The 20,471-nt window shown below is 66.2% G+C and carries 23 protein-coding genes; 11 read left to right on the top strand and 12 right to left on the bottom strand.

The features are described from left to right. Window positions 1-18 precede the first annotated feature (18 nt). Window positions 19-855, bottom strand: coding sequence for an SDR family oxidoreductase (locus tag CQY20_RS07985; RefSeq protein ID WP_097939548.1), 837 nt, complete (start codon window positions 853-855; stop codon window positions 19-21). Between the two features lie 54 nt (window positions 856-909). On the opposite strand from CQY20_RS07985, the gene CQY20_RS07980 reads away from it, so the two are divergent. Then, a complete protein-coding gene (locus tag CQY20_RS07980; RefSeq protein ID WP_097939547.1) occupies window positions 910-1,530 on the top strand; it encodes a VOC family protein in 621 nt (206 codons plus the stop codon). A gap of 5 nt (window positions 1,531-1,535) precedes the next feature. On the opposite strand, the gene CQY20_RS07975 is transcribed toward CQY20_RS07980, so the two are convergent. Genes CQY20_RS07975 through CQY20_RS07960 form a run of 4 tightly spaced genes read right to left on the bottom strand, consistent with a single transcriptional unit; the run spans window position 1,536 to window position 3,423 of the window. Continuing rightward, window positions 1,536-2,186 (bottom strand): hypothetical protein, encoded by a 651-nt coding sequence (locus CQY20_RS07975; protein ID WP_097939546.1) that lies wholly within the window; start codon window positions 2,184-2,186, stop codon window positions 1,536-1,538. 42 nt (window positions 2,187-2,228) lie between these two features. After that, on the bottom strand, window positions 2,229-2,609 hold the full coding sequence (locus CQY20_RS07970; RefSeq protein WP_097939635.1) for a DUF4267 domain-containing protein: 381 nt from the start codon (window positions 2,607-2,609) through the stop codon (window positions 2,229-2,231). Then, window positions 2,606-2,947: an NIPSNAP family protein gene (locus CQY20_RS07965; RefSeq protein ID WP_097939545.1), complete on the bottom strand. Its 342-nt coding sequence runs from the start codon at window positions 2,945-2,947 to the stop codon at window positions 2,606-2,608. Before CQY20_RS07965 ends, CQY20_RS07970 begins: the two co-directional genes overlap by 4 nt. Next, the gene (locus CQY20_RS07960) at window positions 2,947-3,423 is read right to left on the bottom strand and encodes a DUF1772 domain-containing protein (protein WP_097939544.1); all 477 of its coding nucleotides are present in this window, start codon (window positions 3,421-3,423) and stop codon (window positions 2,947-2,949) included. Before CQY20_RS07960 ends, CQY20_RS07965 begins: the two co-directional genes overlap by 1 nt. 96 nt (window positions 3,424-3,519) lie before the next feature. Here CQY20_RS07960 and CQY20_RS07955 point away from each other — a divergent pair, with 96 nt between their 5' ends. After that, window positions 3,520-4,110 carry a TetR/AcrR family transcriptional regulator gene (locus CQY20_RS07955; protein ID WP_097939543.1) on the top strand — a complete coding sequence of 197 codons (591 nt, stop codon included), beginning with the start codon at window positions 3,520-3,522 and terminating at the stop codon, window positions 4,108-4,110. A 6-nt stretch (window positions 4,111-4,116) separates the two neighbouring features. Here the strand turns inward: CQY20_RS07955 and CQY20_RS07950 are convergent, their stop codons facing one another. From CQY20_RS07950 to CQY20_RS07925, 6 genes are all read right to left on the bottom strand, one after another. After that, window positions 4,117-6,381 (bottom strand): ATP-dependent DNA ligase, encoded by a 2,265-nt coding sequence (locus CQY20_RS07950; RefSeq protein WP_097939542.1) that lies wholly within the window; start codon window positions 6,379-6,381, stop codon window positions 4,117-4,119. A 146-nt stretch (window positions 6,382-6,527) separates the two neighbouring features. Then, window positions 6,528-7,616: an ABC transporter ATP-binding protein gene (locus CQY20_RS07945; RefSeq protein WP_097939541.1), complete on the bottom strand. Its 1,089-nt coding sequence runs from the start codon at window positions 7,614-7,616 to the stop codon at window positions 6,528-6,530. A gap of 16 nt (window positions 7,617-7,632) precedes the next feature. Beyond that, complete coding sequence (locus CQY20_RS07940; RefSeq protein WP_097939540.1) at window positions 7,633-8,520, bottom strand: carbohydrate ABC transporter permease; 888 nt, start codon at window positions 8,518-8,520, stop codon at window positions 7,633-7,635. Next, a complete protein-coding gene (locus CQY20_RS07935) occupies window positions 8,520-9,482 on the bottom strand; it encodes a carbohydrate ABC transporter permease (RefSeq protein ID WP_097939539.1) in 963 nt (320 codons plus the stop codon). Before CQY20_RS07935 ends, CQY20_RS07940 begins: the two co-directional genes overlap by 1 nt. Next, window positions 9,479-10,834, bottom strand: coding sequence for an ABC transporter substrate-binding protein (locus CQY20_RS07930; protein ID WP_097939634.1), 1,356 nt, complete (start codon window positions 10,832-10,834; stop codon window positions 9,479-9,481). Before CQY20_RS07930 ends, CQY20_RS07935 begins: the two co-directional genes overlap by 4 nt. Window positions 10,835-10,844: 10 nt before the next feature. Next, window positions 10,845-11,846 (bottom strand): sugar-binding transcriptional regulator, encoded by a 1,002-nt coding sequence (locus CQY20_RS07925; protein WP_097939538.1) that lies wholly within the window; start codon window positions 11,844-11,846, stop codon window positions 10,845-10,847. A 76-nt stretch (window positions 11,847-11,922) separates the two neighbouring features. On the opposite strand from CQY20_RS07925, the gene CQY20_RS07920 reads away from it, so the two are divergent. Genes CQY20_RS07920 through ku form a run of 3 tightly spaced genes read left to right on the top strand, consistent with a single transcriptional unit; the run spans window position 11,923 to window position 15,300 of the window. Continuing rightward, window positions 11,923-13,365, top strand: coding sequence for a mannitol dehydrogenase family protein (locus CQY20_RS07920; RefSeq protein ID WP_097939537.1), 1,443 nt, complete (start codon window positions 11,923-11,925; stop codon window positions 13,363-13,365). After that, a complete protein-coding gene (locus CQY20_RS07915; protein WP_097939536.1) occupies window positions 13,362-14,330 on the top strand; it encodes a carbohydrate kinase family protein in 969 nt (322 codons plus the stop codon). Before CQY20_RS07920 ends, CQY20_RS07915 begins: the two co-directional genes overlap by 4 nt. A 22-nt stretch (window positions 14,331-14,352) precedes the next feature. Then, window positions 14,353-15,300 (top strand): non-homologous end joining protein Ku, encoded by a 948-nt coding sequence (ku, locus tag CQY20_RS07910; RefSeq protein ID WP_097939535.1) that lies wholly within the window; start codon window positions 14,353-14,355, stop codon window positions 15,298-15,300. Between the two features lie 5 nt (window positions 15,301-15,305). Here the strand turns inward: ku and CQY20_RS07905 are convergent, their stop codons facing one another. Continuing rightward, a complete protein-coding gene (locus CQY20_RS07905) occupies window positions 15,306-15,608 on the bottom strand; it encodes a DUF732 domain-containing protein (protein ID WP_097939534.1) in 303 nt (100 codons plus the stop codon). Window positions 15,609-15,899: 291 nt separating this feature from the next. Between CQY20_RS07905 and CQY20_RS07900 the strand changes: the two genes are divergently transcribed. From CQY20_RS07900 to CQY20_RS07870, 6 genes are all read left to right on the top strand, one after another. Next, entirely contained in the window at window positions 15,900-16,691 is a 792-nt protein-coding gene (locus tag CQY20_RS07900) for an SDR family oxidoreductase (RefSeq protein ID WP_097939533.1), read from the top strand. A gap of 13 nt (window positions 16,692-16,704) precedes the next feature. After that, window positions 16,705-17,790: an NAD(P)H-dependent amine dehydrogenase family protein gene (locus CQY20_RS07895; RefSeq protein ID WP_097939532.1), complete on the top strand. Its 1,086-nt coding sequence runs from the start codon at window positions 16,705-16,707 to the stop codon at window positions 17,788-17,790. A 22-nt stretch (window positions 17,791-17,812) separates the two neighbouring features. Then, window positions 17,813-18,082, top strand: a complete 270-nt coding sequence (locus CQY20_RS07890; RefSeq protein WP_097939531.1) for a hypothetical protein — start codon at window positions 17,813-17,815, stop codon at window positions 18,080-18,082. A 379-nt stretch (window positions 18,083-18,461) separates the two neighbouring features. Then, the gene (locus CQY20_RS07880) at window positions 18,462-18,698 is read left to right on the top strand and encodes a hypothetical protein (RefSeq protein ID WP_097939529.1); all 237 of its coding nucleotides are present in this window, start codon (window positions 18,462-18,464) and stop codon (window positions 18,696-18,698) included. A gap of 93 nt (window positions 18,699-18,791) precedes the next feature. Then, window positions 18,792-20,018 (top strand): Nramp family divalent metal transporter, encoded by a 1,227-nt coding sequence (locus tag CQY20_RS07875; RefSeq protein WP_097939528.1) that lies wholly within the window; start codon window positions 18,792-18,794, stop codon window positions 20,016-20,018. A 107-nt stretch (window positions 20,019-20,125) separates the two neighbouring features. Then, window positions 20,126-20,471 (top strand): hypothetical protein (locus CQY20_RS07870; protein WP_097939633.1); only part of this gene is annotated, 346 nt, incomplete at its 3' end.

Below are 20,471 nucleotides of genomic sequence, written 5' to 3'. Positions count from 1 at the left end.
GGCGTTTGCGCACGCTCGCTAGCTGTCCGCGGACTGTCTGGCCCGCTCCGTCACCGAAGCGACGACGCCGCCGTCGTTCAAAATGTCGGTGCCGGTGAGATATCCGGCTTTGTCGCTCGCACAGAACGCCAGCAGGTCGGCCATCTCCTCGCGCTTACCCCAGCGCGGCACGGCCGCATCGGCGACCAAAGCGCCCGCCCCCGCGTCGGCCTCCAGCCTGCCCATCTCGGTGTCGATCGAGCCCGGCGACACCGAAACGACGCGAAGTCCCTTGCCGTTGAACCGTTCACACTGTGCGACGGCGTACCACCGCACGAAGCTCTTGCTGACCGCGTAGGCGATGCCGGACTGCATCTCTTCGGGAACGATGCTGCACGCCGCCAGCATGTCCTTCATGAACGCCTCCTGGTCCTTCAGCGCCTGCGGGAATCGATCTGTCGGAACCATGTTTTCGGGCAGCAGATGCGCTGCCATCGAAGCGACGTTGACGATCGCCGCTCCTTCGGCGGCGATGTCGAAGAAGCATTCGTTGACGTTGAGTGTGCCGATCGCGTTGGTACGCATCACGTATTCGGCGGATCCCATCGACGGGCTGACGCCGGCGGTATGGATGACCGAGGCGATGCGGCCCAGCCCGGAGGCGACGTCGAAGAGGTCGACGACGGCCCGCCGGTCGGTGACATCGCAGTTGACGGCCTGATAGGCGATGCCGAGGGCGTCGAGTGCGCTTGCCGCGGCGTCGAGCCGGTCCTGGCGGACGTCGCAGATGACGAGGCTGTGGTCGTTGCCGACAACCTTGGCCGTGGCAAGCCCCATGCCGCCTGCACCGCCAGTGATGACCGATACGTTGCTCATGCAGGTGATGCTAAGCGACCGCCCAGCGCGGCGGTGCGCGTACTCTCACCGCTCGTGACCGTCACCGTCGACGCGCTGGACGTCGCCGATCCCGTCGAGGCCTGGACAGCCGCCGGATTCACCGTCTCGAACGCCGTGTGCCAGGTGGGTGGCGTTCGAATCCAGCTGGTCGGGCGCGAACGCGGCGCCGGCATCGTCGGGTGGTCACTGCGGGGACTGCTTGACGCGTTCGACATCGATGGCATCCCGACGGCGCGATCGGACGCGGCGGTCGCCGAACCGGGAACGCACGCCAACGGGGTCACCGCGATCGACCACGTGGTGCTGATGTCGCCCGATCTGGACAGGACGGTCGAATCGCTGGCCGCGATCGGTGTGCGGCCGCGCCGTCAACGCGAGGGCGAACTCGGCGGGCGACCCATCCGTCAGGTCTTCTTCCGGTTCGGCGAGGTGATCGTCGAGGCCGTCGGCTCGCCGACGACCGCAAGCGACGGGCCGTCGACACTGTGGGGTATCACCTACGTCGTCGCCGATATCGACGCCGCCGCCGCGTTTTTCGGTGCGGCCGCGACGCCGGTCAAAGACGCGGTGCAGCCGGGTCGCCGCATCACCACGCTCCGGCACCGTGATCTCGGGATGTCGGTTCCGACGGCGTTGATATCCCCGCGCCGATAAGGTGTTTAGTTGATGGCCCTGAGCCGATCCATGATTGACCAGATCAATTGGTCATCGGTGGTCATCGGCAGCGAGACCGGATCGAGGCGGATGTAGCGTTCCCCTAAGGCCACGCGCCGCTGAAGCTCCTCGAACGCCATCAAGACGTCGTTGAGGAACTCTCCGAAATCGTGCAGCGGCAGATTCATCCACCGCGTGCAATCATCCATGAACTCCGTGTATTGCTCCGGCACCGAACACCTTTGGCACTCTTCGGCCAACTCGAGAAATCTGACATAGAAGTCGCCGACGCGGTTCGCGGCCCGCACTATCCCTGCGGCGTCGGCCGTGCTTTCATCGTCAGGAGCGCCGAAGGCATCTCTGAAGCTGGGGTCTGCCAGTAAGGCATGACATTGCTTGGTCAGGTCATCGCAGTCGCGCATGTGCCTCGACACGAATTCCTTGACGGCGTGGCCCGTATTCAAGTGCGGACCCGTCGGGGAGCGCGCGCCGAGCACCTGTCGCACTTTTCGTTCTTCAACAGCCGCCCACCGCTGAAAAAGCACCGAAACGAAGGCCGCCCACGACCAGCACCTCGGCTTCTCCTCTATCAATCGCTCGACCAGCTCGGGGGTGGGAACCAGGTTTGCGGTCGAGATCGCATCGAATTGCGTCATGCGCCGGACACTAGGCGCGGCCACTGACAAGCCAGCCGCGGTCTACGGTATGAGCAGGAGCGTGGATGTCACGAGCATGACGCCGGCGGTGAGGCCGTGGACTCCCCAGGCGATCGCCTTGGAACCGTCGTTGCGTAACACGATCGCGGCGTCGGCGACCGGAATGACGGTGGCGGCCAGTATCATCCAGCCGAGCAGCTGCGTCGCGCCGGCCGCCATCAGAATGATGACGAACAACCCCGAGGCGATGTCGCGCACGCCCTTGACGCTGAGATACGCGCCGCTGCCCGAGTGGCGGAGGTCGGTTTGCACCCCGTAGCCGGCGGCGGCAACGCGCGGCGCCAAGATGAATCGGGCGCCGATGAAGATGATGGCCGCAGCGATAAGGCCGGCCAACGTATAGCCGATGTAGGTGACGGTCATGTCGAGCACTCCTGCGGTCGCCGGTGAATTGGTGAGAACGACGTCGGATCAAGCGATATCGATTGCACGTCGACGATGTCGTCGACGTTGAAGCCGTCCATGTCGGCGGCGAATTCCGGGCTGGCCATGACGTGCCGCGTGAGGTGTTGCGGGTCGGCGCCGCGTGGGTAACGAATAAGCGCGACAAGCCGATTCTCGCCGCCCGATCGCTCGGTCCACACCCCGTGGGTGGTAACCCCGAATATCGTGAAGGTCGCCAGATGGCGAGCCCAGTGAACGGTCCCATACCGCTGCAGAGCTTCCGGTGTTCGCAGCGTATAGATCCTGAGCGCAAGCATCACACCACCAGCGCCATGCACAGCGCGAACACCGCAAGACCTTGGAGTACAGCGCGCGCGACGATGATCGAGTCCCATTTCGCTTGCAGCGCACGGCCATTAGATGGCGTCCGGCCGGCGTCGGCGGCGGCTGTCAGCTGGCGGTTGATCGGCGCGCTCACCCGTGCATAGAGCCCGATCCACGTCAACAGCAGGACGAAAGCAACCCCCGCAGCGATCGCCTGCGCCCACTGCCCGGCGAACGCGGCGAGCACCGCGGTCACCCCAGCGGCGATCCCTCCGAGCGCCCCTGGCAGCGGCATTCGCCGATCGCCGTAACGGTGCACGCTGCCGGACACCGCGACCAGTGCACGATCGTCGACCGCCGCCAAGGCGGGTCGCAGCACGACCGCGCAGAAAACGTCGGTGCCGTAGACCACCGCGGTGCCGAGCACCGCGACCAATGCGGCGGCCCGGGTAATGAGATCCAACGTCATGAAAACTCCTCCAGCGCAGGTGCTAGCAACGCTAACCCTCGGCCGAGCCGATGTCAATAGCGGTGCTAGTGTTCCTAGCGGTGATAGCATCCAGGCATGGCCATCCAAGACCGCCGAGAGCGGGACCGCGCCGCCCGCAGACAGCTGATCATCTCGACGGCCCGCAGGCTGGCCGAATCCGAAGGCTGGGACGCCGTCACCACACGGCGGCTGTCCACCGAGATCGAGTACAGCCAGCCGGTGCTGTACAAGCACTTCGCCGGCATGGATCAGATCGCCGACGCCATCGCGATCGACGGGTTCGACGAACTCGCCGAAGCGGTCCGGGCCGCCCGCTCCGGCGCCGACACCCCTCGCGGCGCGCTGCTCAGCGTCGCGCGCGCCTACCTCGACTTCGCCCGCGACCACCCGGCGGTTTACGACGCGATGTTCACCCGCACGACCGCATTGCGCTTCGCCGCCGAAGACACGCCCGCTGCGCTGAAGACGTCGTTCGCCGAGCTTCGTCAGGCGGTCACGCTGGTCGCCGACGACCAGGACGCCGACGGGCTCACCGAGGTGTTCTTCGCCGCGTTGCACGGGTTGGTGACCCTCAGCCGCGCCGGCCGACTCCGCCCGGACCACGAGTCGGAGCGTCTTTTTCTGCTCGTCGAACGGTTCACCGACGGGCGAAAGGCGTTGCAGTAGAAGCGATTACTCCCAGACGACTTCGTCGGGCGTCTTGTCCGGCCGCAGGCCGCGCCAGCTGGCCTGGCGCAGCCTGCCGTCTGAAGTCCGCTCGCTGTAGCGGACCTCGCCGACCAGCTCGGGCCGCACGAACGTCACACCCTTGGCATCCGGATTGGGAAGCGGTGCGTTGAACGGGGATTCGTCGGTGTGCAGCGGCTTCAACGCCTTCTTCAGGTTGGCGAGGTCCTTCTCGGTGAAGCCGGTGCCGACCCGCCCGACGTAATCGAGCCCGCCGTCGGCGGGGATGCCGAGCACCAGCGACCCGATGCCGCTGCTGCGGCCGCCGGTGCCCTCGCGCCAGCCACCGATGACAACCTCCTGGGTGTTCCAGATCTTGTCCTTGATCCACGACGACGACCGTCGGCCGGGCTGGTAGGTGGAATCCCGCTTCTTCGCGATCACCCCTTCCCACCCGCGCTCGCGCGCGTGTTCGAGCGCCTCGGGCCCGTCGCCGGGCAGTTGCTCCGGAACGATCAGCCCGCCGCCCTCGGCCAGGGTCTCCAGGATGCGTCTGCGGTCGTCGTACTTGGCGCGCAACAGCGATCGCCCGTCGAGGTACAGGATGTCGAACGCCCAGAACTCGACGCGGGTGGAGCGCGCGCGGTTCTGCATTTCGCCGAAGCTCGGCACCCCGGACTCGTCGAGCGCCACCGCTTCGCCGTCGAGAATCACGTAGTGGTCGGCGAGATCAGCTGCGATAGCCTTGAATTGGGGGAACTCGCCGGTGACGTCGCGCCCGCGCCGCGACCGCACGCACAGCTTGCCGTGGTTCGCCTCGAGGAGCACGCGATAGCCGTCCCATTTGCCCTCGAACGCCCACTGCGTCTTCTTCAGCCTGGCGACGGAGCCTTCGGTGGACAGCATCGGCGCGAGATCGGCTGCGGTCGGACGCTTTTGGTCCTTCATCCGATGCGCCAGCCAGTTCTTGCCGTCGGTCTGGATCAACGCGTAGCGCCCGTCGATCTTGTCGCCGTGAAGCGTGACGATCACCTCGCCGCCCTTGGCCGGACCGTCGGGCGGGTTGTCGTTGAACTTCTCGGTCTCGTATGTGCCGGTGTCCCAGATGAACATCTTGCCGGCGCCGTACTCCCCCTTCGGAATCGTCGCCTCGAACGTCAGGTATTCCATCGGGTGGTCTTCGGTGTGCACGGCGAGATGGTTCACCGCAGGCGACTCGGGCAGGTTCTTCGGCACCGCCCACGACACCAGTACGCCGTCGCGTTCCAGCCGCAGGTCGTAGTGCAGCCGACGGGCGTGGTGCTCCTGGATGACGAATTTGTCGTTGTTGCCGGTCTTCGGCGGCGATTCCGGCACCGGCTCCGGTGTTTTCGTCGGGTTGCGCATGCTGCGGTACTTCGTCAGCCGGTCCGGGATGGGCACCGCTTCGTCCAACCCCTCGAGCAGGTCGCCCTGTTCGGCGACGCGTTCGAGCACCTCGTCGAACCGGAGGTGCCGCAGATCGGGGTCTTCGATTTCGTCCCACGTGCGCGGGGCGGCGACCGTCGGCTGTTCGCGTCCGCGCAGCGAGTACGGCGCGATCGTCGTCTTCGACCCGCTGTTCTGGCTCCAGTCGACGAACACCTTGCCGGTGCGCAGGCTCTTCGTCATCGTCGCCGTGACGAGCTTCGGCATTTCCTTTTCCAGTTGCTGCGCAACGCGTTTCGCGAGCGCCACCGCCCCGCGTGAGCTGACCGGGGTCTCCAGCGGGGCGTACAGGTGCAAGCCCTTGCTGCCGCTGGTGACCGGATAGACCGTCAGGCCGATGTCGGTCATCAGCTCGCGCACGGCGGTCGCGACCTCGCACATCTGCGCCATCGAGACACCCTCGCCGGGGTCGAGGTCGAACACCAGCCGCGTCGCCGGGCCGGGCCGCCCGTCGACGAACTTCCACTGCGGCACGTGTACTTCCAGCGCGGCCTGCTGAGCGATCCAGGCCATGCCTTCGACGGTGTCGATGATCGGGTAGGTGGTGGTGCCCGACGAGTGCTTCACGCTCTCGCGGCTCAGCCAGTCCGGCGCCGAGCTGGCCAGTTGCTTCTCGAAGAACGACAGGTCATCGACGCCGTTGGGCCAGCGCTTGCGGGTGACGGCGCGGCCGGCGATGTGCGGGATCATCACCTCGGCGATGGCGACGTAGTAGTCGAACACCTCGCCCTTGGTGGTACCCGTCGCGGGGTAGAGCACCTTGTCCGGGTTGGTCAGCTTGACCCGGCCGATTCGATCCACCACGCCAACGTAATACCCGTTTCACAGCGAGCCCGCGATTCACCGACCGCCGAACGTGCAGCTTCTGCTAAAAATCGGGCGAGAAGTCGCAGAGGCTGCACGTTCGCGCGGGACCGGGCGCGGCTAGCCAGGTGGGCGAAACGAGGCGGCTAGCCGATGCGCTCGCCGGTCTCGGGGTGGAACAGATGCACCACGCCGTCGGGCGCCTTGCGCAGCCGCACGGTCTCGGCGAGCTTGGGCGCCGTGCGCGGATTCGACCGCGCCACCAGCTCCACGCCCGAGCCCGACGCGGCGTGCGTGTACACCCACGCCTCGCTGCCCAGGTCCTCGACCAGGTCGATGACGACCTCGACGCCACCCGTTGTTGCGAGCTCCAGCTGCTCGGGCCGGATGCCGATGGTGACCTCCTTCAGGCCCGCCTCGCCGAGCATCGTCAACTGGTCGCGCTCCAGCTCCAGCGTCGAGTTGTCGCCGACACGTACACCCTCGCTGGTGATCGGCAGCGTGACCAGGTTCATCGCGGGCGAGCCGATGAAGCCGGCCACGAACGAGTTGATCGGCCGGTCATACAGCTCGTTCGGCGACGCGAACTGCTGCAGCTTGCCGTTGCGCAGCACGGCCACCCGGTCACCCATCGTCATCGCCTCCACCTGGTCGTGGGTGACGTAGACGGTGGTGGTGCCCAGCCGCCGCTGCAGCGCGGCGATCTGCGTGCGGGTCTGCACGCGCAGCTTGGCGTCCAGGTTCGACAGCGGCTCGTCCATGCAGAACACCTGCGGCTCGCGCACGATCGCGCGGCCCATCGCAACGCGCTGGCGCTGGCCGCCAGACAGCTTGGCCGGCTTGCGGTCCAGGAACTGGGTCAGGTCAAGGATCTTCGCGGCCTCTTCGACCTTCTTGCGCCGTTCGGCGGCGGGCACGCCGCGCAGCTTGAGCGCGAACCCCATGTTCTCGGCGACCGTCTTGTTCGGATACAGCGCGTAGTTCTGGAACACCATCGCGATGTCGCGGTCCTTCGACGGCACACCGGTCATGTCCCTGCCGCCGATCGAGATGCTGCCCTCGTCGATGTCCTCCAGGCCGGCGAGCATACGAAGCGCCGTGCTCTTGCCCGAGCCCGACGGCCCGACCAGCACCACGAACTCACCGTCGTCGATATCCAGGTTCAGCGAGTCCACCGCGAGCTTGTCGGAGCCCTCGTAGATGCACGAGGCGTTGTCGTACGTGATTTCCGCCATGAGTCTTGCCTTTCCCTTACTTGATTGCGCCGAAGGACAGTCCACGAACCAGCTTGTTCTGCGCGACCCAGCCCGCGAGAACAACCGGCAGCGCGGCCATCGTCGCCGCCGCGCACAGCTTGGCCCAGTACAGGCCCTCACCCGCGATGAAGCCCACCAGGAAGACCGGCATCGTCTGTGCTTGCACCGCAGTCAGATTCACTGCGAAGAAGAACTCGTTCCAGGCGAAGATCACGCAGATCAACGCCGTGGCCGCGATACCGGGCGACACCAGCGGCAGGATCACCTCGCGCATCGCACGCCAGGTGCTCGCCCCGTCGAGGCTTGCTGCCTCCAGCAATTCGCCGGGCACCTCCAGGAAGAAGGACCGCATCATCCACACCGCGATGGGCAGATTCATCGCCGTGTAGAGGATGATCAGCGCCCAGATGTTGTCCAGCATCCCGATGTTGGACACGATGACGTACAGCGGGATGATCGCCGCGACGACCGGCAGCATCTTGGTGCTCATGAAGAAGAACAACGCGTCCTGCGTCTTACGCACCGGCTTCAGTGACAGCGCGAACGCGGCCGGAATGCCGAGCGCGAGAACCAGGATGGTCGAAACCGTCGTCGCGAACAGCGAATTCATCAGCGCCGTTCCCACGCCCTGGTTGAACACCGCCTTGAACTCGTCGAGTGTCGGCACGAAGAAGATCTTCGGCGTCGTGGTGTAGGCGTCGACCTCCTGCTTGAAGGCGGTCAGCACCATCCAGAACACCGGGAAGAAGAACCCGAGCCCGACGATCCACGCGACGGCGCCCCACGGATCGAACTTGCGCCGCTTGACCTTCGCCTTGACCGTTGGCGCGCCGGTGGTTTCAGCCGCCTTGGTGGTCGAGGCTTGCGGAACAGAAGTGCTCATCAGGCTGCCTCTTCCTTGCCGGTGAACGATTTGAAGATCAACCTCAACGCGAAGCTGGCGATGATCATCGTGAAGATGACGACGATGACGCCCATCGCGGCGGCCTGGCCGATGTCGAAGCCGAGGAACGCGCGCTGGTAGATGTAGAACGGCAGGTTGGCACTGTCGGTGCCAGGGCCGCCCTGCGTCATCATGTAGATCTGGTCGAACGTGTTGACCAGATAGATCGCGCCGAGCACCGCGCCCAGTTCGATGAACCGCCGAAGGTGCGGGAGCGTCAACTCGCGGAAGAGCTGGAACGCTCCGGCACCGTCGACTCGACCGGCCTCCAGGATGTCTCGCGGCATCGACTGAAGGCCGGCGAGGATCAGCAGCATCATGAACGGTGTCCACTGCCACACCAGGGCGACGATGATCGACGTGCGCGGGAAGCTGCTCACGAAATCGATCCCCTCGCCGGGCAGCAGCCAGTTCACGATGCCGAACACCGGATCGAGCATGGCCGTCTTCCACATCAACGCTCCCGCAACGGGTGTCACGAGGAAGGGTGTGATGAGAAGTGTGCGCACGACACCGCGGCCGAGGAATACCCGGTCCAGCAGCAGCGCCAGCAGCAGGCCAAGCACGATCGATATCAGGACCGTCACCACGATGAACCACACCGAGTTGAAGGCCACTTGCCAGAACGTGCGGTCCTGCACGACGTCGATGTAGTTCTGCAGCCCGACGAACTGGCGCGAGCCCGGCCGCACCAGGTTCCACGACAGCGTCGAGTAGTACAGCGTGAACAGGAACGGGATCTGCGTGATGAGGATCATGAAGATCAGCGCGGGCAGCAGCGGTCCACGCCTGCGCCAACCTTCGGCCCTCGAGACCCCGACGTCCTGTGTCTCCTTGATTCGCGCGACGTGTTCGGCCTCGGTCTCAGCCGGGCGCGCCGTGCCTACTTGGCTCGTTGTCATGACTTCTCCTGATAACTGCGACCGACCACTTCTGCGTACTTCTGCGACTGCTCCAGCGCGTCTTTCACCGACTGGCCGCCGGCGATGGCGGAGCTGATCTGCTGGCTGACCCTGGTACCGAGGTCCTGGAACTCTGGGATGGCCAGGAACTGCACGCCGGTGTACGGGACGGGTTGCACCGTCGGCTTGAGCGGGTTGGCGCCTTCAATGGAGTCCAAAGTCACCTGCCCGAAAGCCTTTGAGGCCTCCTGATACTCGGGGATCTCGTAGGTCGACAGCCGGCTGCCGGGCGGCACCCGGGCCCAGCCGAGTTCCTCGCCGACCAGTTTGATGTAGTTCTTGTCGGTCATCCAGGAGATGAACTTCCATGCGGCATCCTTGTTGTCGCTGCTCGCCGGGATGCCCAGCGACCAGGTGTAGAGCCATCCGGAGTTCGGCTTCTCCACGGTGGGCGCCATCGCGTAGCCGACCTTGCCGACCACGGTCGACGACGCGGGGTCCTCCAGAACCGAGACCGCGGAGGTGGCGTCGTACCACATCGCTGTGCGGCCTTGCGAGAACTGCGTCGCGCATTCGCCGAATCCGCTTGCCGCCGCGCTCGGTTCGCCGTACTCACGGACGGTATCGACGTAGAACTGAACGGCCTTCTCGACCTCCGGACTGTTCAGTTGCGCGTTCCAGTCCATGTCGAACCAGCGACCGCCGAAGGTGTTGATGACGGTGTCCAGCGGCGCCAACACCTCGCCCCAGCCCGGCTTGCCGCGCAGGCAGATTCCGACCATGTCGGGACCGTTCATCTGCTTGGCCCACTCGGCGACCTGCTGCCACGTCGGCTGTTTGGGTACCGTGATCCCGGCCGCGTCGAAAAGGTCCTTGCGGTACATCAAGAACGACGACTCGCCGTAGAACGGCACCGAGTACATGTTGCCCTCATACGAAAGCGATTCGCGAAGCGACGGGATGAAGTCGTCCTCGTCGTACCCCGGTGTGTTCTTCGCGTAGTCGGAAAGGTTGGTCAGCCAACCGTTCTCGGCCCATTGCGGCGTCTCGTAGTTGCTGATCATCACGACGTCGAATTCCTTGCCGCCCATCGCCGTCGACGCGGTGATCTTCGCGCGGGCCTGGTTCTCCGACAGCGTGATGAACCGCAGCTTGATGCCGGGGTTGGCCTCTTCGAACTTCGACGACAGCTCGCGCGCGTCGGTCATCTGCGAGTTCGACACCATCGCGATCGTGACCGTGTCACCCGATGCCCCGAACGTTCCCGCCCCAGCGCAGCCGGCGGTGAGAACCAAGCCGGACGCAGCCGCACACAAGGCCAGCCGGCGTAGTGATCGTTGTAACCTTTTCACCTTCACCTCCCTATTGCTGCGCCAAGAGCCAACGGGCACAGTCGATATCGCAAACCAACAATCGGGCGAGCTTCCCGCGCAGCGCGGCGAGGGTGGCCTGGTGCTTGGCCGCGCCGCTGGAGATCAAGATGGTCTTCGCGCAGGCCTTGATGTCTTCGAGCGGCACCGACACCGCGCGCTGCTGCAACTCGGTGTCGACGGGCTCGCCGTCGGCGTCGAAGAACCGGCCGCCGATTTCGCCGACGGCGCCACGGGATACGAGTTCGTCGAGCATCCGGACGTCGATATAGCTGCCCTCGAACAGGGTGCCCGCCGTGGACGCGGCACCGATGCCGAAGATCATCAGGTCAGCGCGCCTACCCGCCTCCAGCGTCCGCGAGATCACCGAGTCGCTGCGCATCGACGCCACCGTCGACGGGTCGGCGTACAGCGGTGCGGGCAGCCGGATGGTCTCGGCGCGAAGCACATCCGCGCAGCGGCCCAGGATGAACTCGGTGCCGGTCTGATAGGCCGCGGTCGACATGGCGCCGTCGAGCTGAACCACCGCGCGGCAGCTCGCCGCGCCGGGGGTCAATGCGTTGGCCACCGCGACCGTCTCTGGGCCCCACGTGAAACCCATGACGTCGGTCGGCGCCAGGCGGCGGGTCAGCAGGGCCGCCGCCGCGCGCCCGACGCTGGCGTATGCACCCGGCCGTCCCGGTGCGCCGACGTCGACGCCGTGGCCCGCGACGACCGCCTCGACGAGCCCGAACCGCTGCTCGAGTTCGTGCTCCTCCTCGGCGTGCAGGTTGTCGCGGATGTCCGGCGGCACCACGACTTCGATGCGGACCAGTCCCCTGGCCTTGGCGCGGGCGATCAGGCGGCCGGCGGTCGGCCGGGACACGCCGAGCCGGCCGGCGATCTGCGCCTGGGTCAGCCCGTCGAGGTAGTAGAGCGTCGCCGCTCGCAGCGCGAGACGGAGATCTTCCGGCGCGGCACCGGATCCCGCAACGGTCTCTGTCGACGTCGACACTGCCTGGACCTGCCGTTTCTGTCCGTCCCCTGTGAACTTTTGCTCAGGGGTGCGAGTAGATGCTCATCACGTTAGCATGGAGGCTGTGACGCACACAACACTCTCAGCAGCGAACCTGGACGAGATCCCCATCGCCAAACCGACCTACGACCGAAATGACGTGGGCATCGGCATCGTGCATTTCGGGGTCGGTGGATTTCACCGGGCTCATCAGGCGATGTATATCGACCGGCTGCTGGAGATGGGCACCAAGGAGTGGGGCATCTGCGGCGTCGGCGTGATGCCGGCCGACCGCAAGATGAAGGAAGTGCTCCAAGCCCAAGACGGGCTGTACACGTTGATCCTGGAGAAGCCCGACGGCAGCCGCCAGCCGCGCGTCATCGGATCGATCGTCGACTACCGCTACGCACCCGACGACCCCGAGGCCGTCATCGAACTGCTCGCCGCCCCGACCACCCGCATCATCTCGCTGACCATCACCGAAGGCGGCTACAACATCGACAACATCGGCCCCGACGACATCAGCGTGTTCGGTCTGGTGGCCGAGGCGCTGGCGCGCCGCAGGGACCGCGGGTTGAAGTCGCCGACGATCGTGTCGTGCGACAACATCGAGGGCAACGGCGAGGTCGCGCGGCAGACGTTCAGCGCCTTCGCCGAGCGCGTGCACCCCGGCCTGGGCCAGTGGATCGAGGCCAACACCCGGTTTCCCAATTCGATGGTCGACCGCATCACCCCGGTCACCACGCCCGAGGTGATCGAGAATCTGGCCGCCGAGTTCGGCGTCGCCGACGCTTGGCCGGTGGTCGCCGAACCGTTCACCTCGTGGGTGCTCGAAGACGACTTCTCCGACGGCAGGCCACCGTATGAGGACGTCGACGTTCTTCTGGTCGACGATGTGCGCCCGTATGAGTTGATGAAGCTGCGGCTGCTCAACGCCAGCCACCAATGTCTGTGCTATTTTGCCTATCTCGCCGGCTACCGGTTCGTGCACGACGCCGCGAGCGACCCGCTGTTCGCCGAGTTCCTGATGCGCTACATGGACGAGGAGGCGACACCGACGCTGTTGCCGGTGCCGGGCATCGACCTACCCGAATACAAGAAGACCCTGATCGAGCGATTCGCCAATCCCGGTGTGCGCGACACCGTGGCCCGGCTCTGCTTCGGGTCCTCGGACCGCATTCCCAAGTGGCTGCTTCCGGTGATCCGCGCCAACCTGGCCACCGACGGCCCGATCCGATTGTCGGCGGCGACGGTCGCCAGTTGGGCGCGCTACGCCGAGGGCGTCGACGAACAGGGCGAGCCGATCGACGTCCAGGACCAACTCGCCGACATACTGGTGCCGCTCGCCCGTCAACAGCGGGACAATCCGACGGCCTTCATCGAAAACACCGATGTGTTCGGTGATCTCGCCTCCTCAGGCCGGTTCGTCGAGGCGTACACCTGGGCGTTGGGGTCGTTGCACCGCGACGGTGCGCGAGCGACCCTTGAGGCCCTGATGCAGAAGGAGTCGGCGTCATGAGCGCAGCGGGCGGACAGCAGCGGGCACTGGTCATCGGTGAGGCGTTGATCGACATCGTCGAGCGCGACGGCCAGGTCATCGGCGAGCATGTCGGCGGCAGCCCGCTCAACGTCGCGGTCGGCCTGGCGCGGCTGGGCCGCGGCGTGGACTTTCTCACCCACATCGGCGACGACGCCCGCGGTCGTCGAATCATCGAGTACGTGAAAAATTCTGGGGTGGAGCTGGTTTCGGGTAGCACGACGGCCGAGCGGACGCCCACCGCGCTGGCGACACTGGACGAGGACGGCTCGGCACAATACGTCTTCGACATCGACTGGCAGTTGACCGGCACCCCCGAGGTGGCACCGCCGCTGGTGGCGCACACGGGGTCGATCGCGGCCATTCTGGAACCCGGGTGCCGTGCGACCGCGGCGCTGCTCGACACCTATCACGTGTCGGCCACCATCACGTTCGATCCGAACGTGCGCCCGGCGCTGATCGAAGACGACGAGCAGGCGCGTCGCCGCATCGACCGTCTGGTCGAGCGGGCCGATGTGGTGAAGGTCAGCGACGAGGACTTGCGCTGGATCGATCCGAACCGCACCCTCGAGCAGGTGGCGCAGACGTGGCTGGACCTCGGCCCTGCGATCGTCGCGGTGACGATGGGTGAGCGCGGGGCGTTCGCGCTGTGCGCGGCGGGTGCGGCGCGGGTGGCCGCCCGCCGGGTCGACGTCGTGGACACCCTCGGTGCGGGCGATGCGTTCATGACGGGGTTGATCGACGCGTTGTGGACGCTCAATCTGCTGGGCGCCGACAAGCGCCGCGAACTGCGCGCGATCACGATCGACGCGCTGACGGAGGTATTGCAGACGGCCGCGTTGTCGTCGGCGCTGACGGTGGCCCGCGCGGGTGCTGACCTGCCCGATCGCGCGACCAGGGACGCCGCCGCGGCCGGCGCGCCCCCGTTATCGACGCATGGCGGCTAACTGATTGGGGAATACTGGGCCTATGCGGTCCATTTGGAAGGGCTCGATCTCCTTCGGACTGGTAAACGTGCCTGTCAAGGTCTACAGCGCGACCCAGGACCACGACGTCAAGTTTCACCAGGTACACGCCAAGGACAACGGACGGATCCGCTACAAGCGGGTCTGCGAGGTGTGCGGGGAGGTCGTCGAGTACCGCGACATCGCTCGTGCCTACGAATCCGACGACGGTCACATGGTGGTGATCACCGACGAAGACCTCGCGACGCTGCCGGAGGAACGCAGCCGCGAGATCGAGGTCGTCGAATTCGTGCCCGCCAGCGACATCGACCCGCTGATGTACGACCGCAGCTACTACCTCGAGCCCGAAGGCAAGTCGACGAAATCCTACGTGCTGCTGGCCAAGACGCTGGCGCAGACCGACCGGGTCGCCATCGTGCACTTCGCGCTGCGCAACAAGACGCGGCTGGCCGCCTTGCGGGTCAAGGATTTCAGCAAGCGCGACGTGATGGTCATCCACACGCTGCTGTGGCCCGACGAGATTCGCGATCCCGACTTCCCGGTGCTGGACAAGGAAGTCGAGATCAAACCCGCCGAGTTGAAGATGGCCGGCCAGGTGGTGGAGTCGATGACCGACGACTTCCACCCGGAGCGCTTCGAGGACACCTATCAGGAAGAGCTTCGCGAGCTGGTGGAAGCCAAACTGCAAGGCGGCGAAGCGTTCACCACCGAGGAGGCCGAGCCGCAGGAGCTCGACGAGACGGAGGATGTCTCGGATTTGTTGGCCAAGCTCGAGGCCAGCGTGAAAGCCCGCCGCGGCGGAGGCGACTCGTCGGGTGACGGTCAGGCCAAGAAGTCCACCGCCAAGAAGTCCACCGCCAAGAAGTCGGCGGCGAAGAAGACGCCGGCCAAGAAGACGGCCAAGAAGTCACCGGCCAAGAAGACGGCGAAGAAGGCCGCCGCCAAGAAGTAGCTCCGTCAGCAGCCGAGGTGGTTGATGGCGTTGACGATGATCTCGTAGGCGGCCGACACCGACACGCCGTAGTGATCGACAAGCGTCGGGATGATGTTCGACGCAGGATGGCCGCTGCGCGTCATGGTGCACACGGTGTTGCCTGCAGACATCAGTTCGGACTCACTCATGAAGTTGTACCGCGGCTGCAGGGCCTGGATGTAGGAGCTGGTGTCCGCCGCCGCGGGGGCTGCGACACCAAGGGCCACGGCGCCTGCCGCGAACGGCACGGCGAGGGCGCGAGCCGCCTTGGACGCCGTAGCCCGCATCGAGGCGGATCGAGTATCGGCGCGGTGTGGCACGGGGAAGACTCCTAAGCTAATCTGCGGATTCAGTGGCTACATTTTGACGCTAGCACTAATTCCGTAGCCTAGACCGGCTTACCAGCACGTTTACCACCGTTTGTGAGTGAAATAACTTCGCTCAGCGATTGGCTCGTGCGTCACATCCAACGAGCCCTTTTGACTGATCCGCCTGTGACTAGAACGTGTTTCAGAAATGCGGCGTGTCGGGCGCCGCGCCTTGTTACGGTTGCGCCCGGCACGAGAAGAGAGGCACGCGTGATACTCGACAGATTTCGACTGGATGACCAGGTCGCTGTGGTGACAGGAGCGGGCCGAGGGCTGGGGGCCGCGATGGCGCTGGCCTTCGCCGAAGCCGGTGCGGACGTGCTGATTGCGGCGCGCACGCAGGCCCAACTAGAGCAGGTCGCCGAACAGATTGCCGGCGTCGGCCGGCGCGCCCACATCGTGACCGCCGACCTGGCTCATCCCGAGGACACGGCGAAGCTGGCAAGCACGGCGGTCGAGGCGTTCGGAAAACTAGACATCGTCGTGAACAACGTCGGCGGCACCATGCCGAACGCCTTGCTGCACACCTCGACCAAGGACCTCAAGGACGCGTTCACCTTCAACGTCGCCACCGCGCACGCGTTGACGACGGCCGCGGTGCCGCTGATACTCGAGCACTCCGGCGGCGGCAGCATCATCAACATCACCTCGACCATGGGCCGCCTCGCCGGGCGCGGGTTCGCCGCCTACGGCACCGCGAAGGCCGCGCTCGCTCACTACACCCGACTCACGGCGCTCGACCTGTGCCCGAAGATTCGGGTGAACGCGATCGCCCCCGGATCGATCCTGACCTCGGCGCTGGACGTGGTGGCCGCCAACGACGAACTGCGCGAGCCGATGGAAAAGGCCACGCCGCTGCGGCGCCTCGGCGACCCGGTCGACATCGCGGCGGCGGCCGTCTACCTCGCATCGCCGGCGGGCAGCTTCCTGACCGGCAAGACGTTGGAGGTCGACGGCGGCCTGACCTTCCCGAACCTCGACATGCCCCTCCCGGATCTGTAAGAGGAGACAGTCCATGGCCATTCCCGTCGCGTTGATCGGCACCGGCAACGTCGGCAAGCCCGCGCTGGTCCAGCTGATCAACGACGCCCGCTTCGAGTTGACCGGCGTGTGGGTGTCGTCGGAGGCCAAGGCCGGAAAAGACGCGGGTGAACTTGCGGGCCTTGACGTTTCGACAGGCATCGCGGCCACCACCGATCTGGACGCGGTGATCGCGACCGCTCCGCAGTGCGCCGTCTACACCGCGCTGGCGGACAATCGGCTGCCCGAGGCACTCGAGGACTACCGGCGAATCCTGTCGGCCGGTGTCAACGTCGTCGGCAGCAGCGCCGTGTTTCTGCAGTACCCGTGGCACGTCATTCCCGAGGATCTCCTCAAGCCGATCGAGGACGCCGCGCAGGCGGGCAAGTCGAGCATCTTCGTCAACGGCATCGACCCCGGCTTCGCCAATGACCTTCTGCCCCTTGCCCTTGCGGGCACCTGTCAGAGCATCGAGCAGATCCGCTGCATGGAGATCATCAACTACGACACCTACGACAGCGCCGACGTGATGTTCGGCGTGATGGGCTTCGGCTCGCCGCTGGACCAGACCCCGATGCTGTTGCAGCCAGGCGTGCTCAGCCTGGCCTGGGGCTCGGTGGTGCGTCAACTCGCTGCGGGCCTTGGTGTTTCGCTCGACGAAGTCACCGAGAACTACATCCGCGAGCCTGCACCGGAGGACTTCGACATCGCGTCGGGCCACATCACCAAGGGCACGGCTGCGGCCCTGCGGTTCGAGGTGCGCGGCATGGTCGACGGTCATCCCGCCGTCGTCCTCGAACACGTCACCCGGCTGCGCAACGACCTGTGCCCGGACTGGCCCAAGCCCGCGCGGGAGGGCGGGTCCTACCGGATCGAGATCACCGGCGAGCCGTCCTACGCCATGGACCTGTGCCTCTCCAGCCGCAACGGCGACCACAACCACGCCGGGCTGGTCGCCACCGCCGCACGGGTCGTCAACGCCATTCCCGCTGTCGTGGCCGCGCCACCCGGAGTGCCGACGACACTCGACTTGCCCCTGATAACCGGCAAGGGGTTGTACGCTGCAGATAAGTCGGGTTGAGGTCGACCGAAGGAGTTTGCCTATGCGGGCGCCCCGGAGTTTCATCACGATCATCGGCGCAGCCGGCGCCGCGGCAGCCATCGTCGCCGCGCCCGTGGCAGCTGCCGAACCGAATCAACCGAATCCAGACCTGCCGCAGTGCGTCGACACCGGCGGTTCGGCCGCCCTCGGCGGCTCGAACACCGAGTGCGCGACCCCGGGCAACGTCCAGATCGACTCCACTCCGGCCGTGCCGGAGATCGAGGGGCCGTGGGGCGACATGTTCGGCGGCGACGGCTACTTCTTCCCCTGACGCAGTACAACTCATCGGGGTCATCGCGGCGATCTAGGAGGCGATCCCATTTCGACTCGGCATCTCGCCGCACTGCTCACCGCGGTTGGCGTCATCGCGGCGGCCTTTGGCGCACCCACAGCCACGGCTGCGCCGAACGACCCGGGCCTGCCGCAATGCACGAGCGGCGGCGGCGACCAGACGGTCGGCACGGCGACGACCGAGTGCGAGACTCCGGGCAACGTCCAGCTCAACGCCACGGCTCCGGACGTGCCCGTATACCCCTACCCGTGGGATGATGAGTTCTACGGCCCTGCGCTGATCATCGGGGGTTGGGGACCCCACGGCGGTGGCGGCGGCCACCGCTAGCGCACCCTTCTTGGCCCTAAGGAGGCCAACCATGCGAATCGAAATTGGTTCGTTCACATTGCTTTTGGCGTCGGTAGGCGCTTGCGCGGCGATCGCCGTCGCACCCACCGCCGCTGCCGCACCGCAGTGCACAAACACCGGACCGAACACGACCCAGTGCCAGACCAACGGCAGCGCGCAGATCGTGACGTCGCCGTCGGTGACGAACAACTACCCGTACTGGGGCTTCCCGATCATCAGCCTCGGCGGGTTTGGCTTCGGCTGGTGACACCCGCCTAGCCGCCCCGAACTGGCAGGCTTCATCGGTTTTCGGGTACCCTAACTTTTCTATTCGACTGCCCGGATAGAAGTTGGGGGTGAAATGCTGCGCGACCCGGAGACGCGGCTGCGGCCGAGTTGGCTGCTGCTCGGACCCGCGTTCGTCGCGGCCATCGCCTACGTCGACCCGGGCAACGTCGCCGCCAACATCAGCGCAGGCGCCCAGTTCGGTTTCCTGCTGGTGTGGGTCATCTTCCTGGCCAACGCGATGGCGGGTCTGGTGCAGTACCTGTCGGCCAAACTCGGTCTGGTCAGCGGGCGCACGCTGCCGGAAGCTGTCGCCGACCACGCGGGCACCCCGACCAGGATCGGCTACTGGCTGCAGGCCGAATTGGTCGCGATGGCAACCGATCTCGCCGAGGTGGTCGGCGGCGCGATCGCGCTGCATCTGTTGTTCGGCCTGCCGCTGCTGGTCGGCGGGATCATCACCGGGGTGGTGTCGCTGCTGCTGCTCGCTGTCCAGAACCGGCGCGGACAGCAGATGTTCGAGCGGGTGATCAGCGGCCTGCTGTTGATCATCGCGATCGGGTTTCTCACCAGTCTGTTCGTCGAGCCGCCCCCGCTCGCCGAGGCGGCAGAAGGATTGGTACCGCGGTTCGAGGGCACCGAAAGCGTGCTGCTGGCCACCGCCATGCTGGGTGCGACGGTGATGCCGCACGCCGTCTACCTTCACTCCGGGCTAACCCGCGACCGGCACGGCCACCCCGACGCCGGCGCCCAGCGCGCCCGGCTGCTGCGGGTGACGCGCATCGACGTCGGGCTGGCGATGGTGGTGGCGGGCGCGGTGAACCTGTCGATGGTGCTGATCGCGGCGACCAACCTGCAGGGCCAACCCGACACCGACTCCATCGAGGGCGCACACGCCGCGGTGCGCGACGCGCTCGGGCCCGTCGTCGCGCTGTTCTTCGCGATCGGCTTGCTCGCGTCGGGCCTCGCGTCGACGTCGGTCGGCGCCTACGCGGGCGCGATGATCATGCAGGGCCTGCTGCGGCGCTCCTACCCGCTGCTGCTGCGTCGGCTGGTCACGTTGATCCCCGCGCTGGTCGTCCTGGCCGTCGGCGTGGACCCCAGTCGCGCACTGGTGATGTCGCAGGTGGTGCTGTCGTTCGGGATTCCGTTTGCCCTGGTGCCGCTGGTGCGCCTGACCAGCAATCCCGCGCTGATGGGAGACGACGCCAACCACCGCCTGACCTCGACGCTCGGCTGGCTCGTGGCCGGGCTGATCAGCGTGCTCAACGTTGTGCTTATCTACCTCACGGTTGCTGGCTGACGACTACCGTCCCGGTAACGCAGTTGGGATCGGTAGCCCCTTCGGCGTTCTGTACTGGGCCGCATCGGCGACGCCACCGGGGCGGCGCCTTGCGAAAGGAAGCGACCATGAATCGGATTGCGAGGTGGACCGTCACTGCGGTGGTGACCGGTGGGGTGGGCTTGGCCGGCGTGGGCCTGACCTCGGCGACCGCCGCTGCCGACCCCGCATGGGGACCCAGCTACAGCGGCGGCAACTGTCCGCCCGGCGTGGGTTCCTGCACCCGCTGGTGCCCCGGCGACCCGCCGATCCCCGGCAGCGAATTCGGCATCCTGACCTGGGACCAGAACATCTGCCACGACTGGTACTGGAACTCCGAGGGCATCGTCGACATCGCCGCCAACACCGTCTATCCGTGGCATGGCGCACCGCACGAGGCCGGGCCTCCGCCCCCGCCGCCGCAGGGTCCTCCCC

This window comes from Mycolicibacterium agri (assembly GCF_002553505.1).
Taxonomy (GTDB): domain Bacteria; phylum Actinomycetota; class Actinomycetes; order Mycobacteriales; family Mycobacteriaceae; genus Mycobacterium; species Mycobacterium agri.
This window is presented reverse-complemented; position numbering and strand designations above follow the sequence as displayed.

What these genes read in the sequence shown, in the direction of transcription:
- CQY20_RS07985 (WP_097939548.1), bottom strand. Translation starts at nt 855, where the DNA reads ATGAGCAACGTATCGGTCATCACTGGCGGTGCAGGCGGCATGGGGCTT.
- CQY20_RS07975 (WP_097939546.1), bottom strand. Translation starts at nt 2,186, where the DNA reads ATGACGCAATTCGATGCGATCTCGACCGCAAACCTGGTTCCCACCCCC.
- CQY20_RS07970 (WP_097939635.1), bottom strand. Translation starts at nt 2,609, where the DNA reads ATGACCGTCACCTACATCGGCTATACGTTGGCCGGCCTTATCGCTGCG.
- CQY20_RS07965 (WP_097939545.1), bottom strand. Translation starts at nt 2,947, where the DNA reads ATGCTTGCGCTCAGGATCTATACGCTGCGAACACCGGAAGCTCTGCAG.
- CQY20_RS07960 (WP_097939544.1), bottom strand. Translation starts at nt 3,423, where the DNA reads ATGACGTTGGATCTCATTACCCGGGCCGCCGCATTGGTCGCGGTGCTC.
- CQY20_RS07955 (WP_097939543.1), top strand. Translation starts at nt 3,520, where the DNA reads ATGGCCATCCAAGACCGCCGAGAGCGGGACCGCGCCGCCCGCAGACAG.
- CQY20_RS07945 (WP_097939541.1), bottom strand. Translation starts at nt 7,616, where the DNA reads ATGGCGGAAATCACGTACGACAACGCCTCGTGCATCTACGAGGGCTCC.
- CQY20_RS07940 (WP_097939540.1), bottom strand. Translation starts at nt 8,520, where the DNA reads ATGAGCACTTCTGTTCCGCAAGCCTCGACCACCAAGGCGGCTGAAACC.
- CQY20_RS07935 (WP_097939539.1), bottom strand. Translation starts at nt 9,482, where the DNA reads ATGACAACGAGCCAAGTAGGCACGGCGCGCCCGGCTGAGACCGAGGCC.
- CQY20_RS07920 (WP_097939537.1), top strand. Translation starts at nt 11,923, where the DNA reads ATGGAGGCTGTGACGCACACAACACTCTCAGCAGCGAACCTGGACGAG.
- CQY20_RS07915 (WP_097939536.1), top strand. Translation starts at nt 13,362, where the DNA reads ATGAGCGCAGCGGGCGGACAGCAGCGGGCACTGGTCATCGGTGAGGCG.
- ku (WP_097939535.1), top strand. Translation starts at nt 14,353, where the DNA reads ATGCGGTCCATTTGGAAGGGCTCGATCTCCTTCGGACTGGTAAACGTG.
- CQY20_RS07905 (WP_097939534.1), bottom strand. Translation starts at nt 15,608, where the DNA reads ATGCGGGCTACGGCGTCCAAGGCGGCTCGCGCCCTCGCCGTGCCGTTC.
- CQY20_RS07895 (WP_097939532.1), top strand. Translation starts at nt 16,705, where the DNA reads ATGGCCATTCCCGTCGCGTTGATCGGCACCGGCAACGTCGGCAAGCCC.
- CQY20_RS07890 (WP_097939531.1), top strand. Translation starts at nt 17,813, where the DNA reads ATGCGGGCGCCCCGGAGTTTCATCACGATCATCGGCGCAGCCGGCGCC.
- CQY20_RS07880 (WP_097939529.1), top strand. Translation starts at nt 18,462, where the DNA reads ATGCGAATCGAAATTGGTTCGTTCACATTGCTTTTGGCGTCGGTAGGC.
- CQY20_RS07875 (WP_097939528.1), top strand. Translation starts at nt 18,792, where the DNA reads ATGCTGCGCGACCCGGAGACGCGGCTGCGGCCGAGTTGGCTGCTGCTC.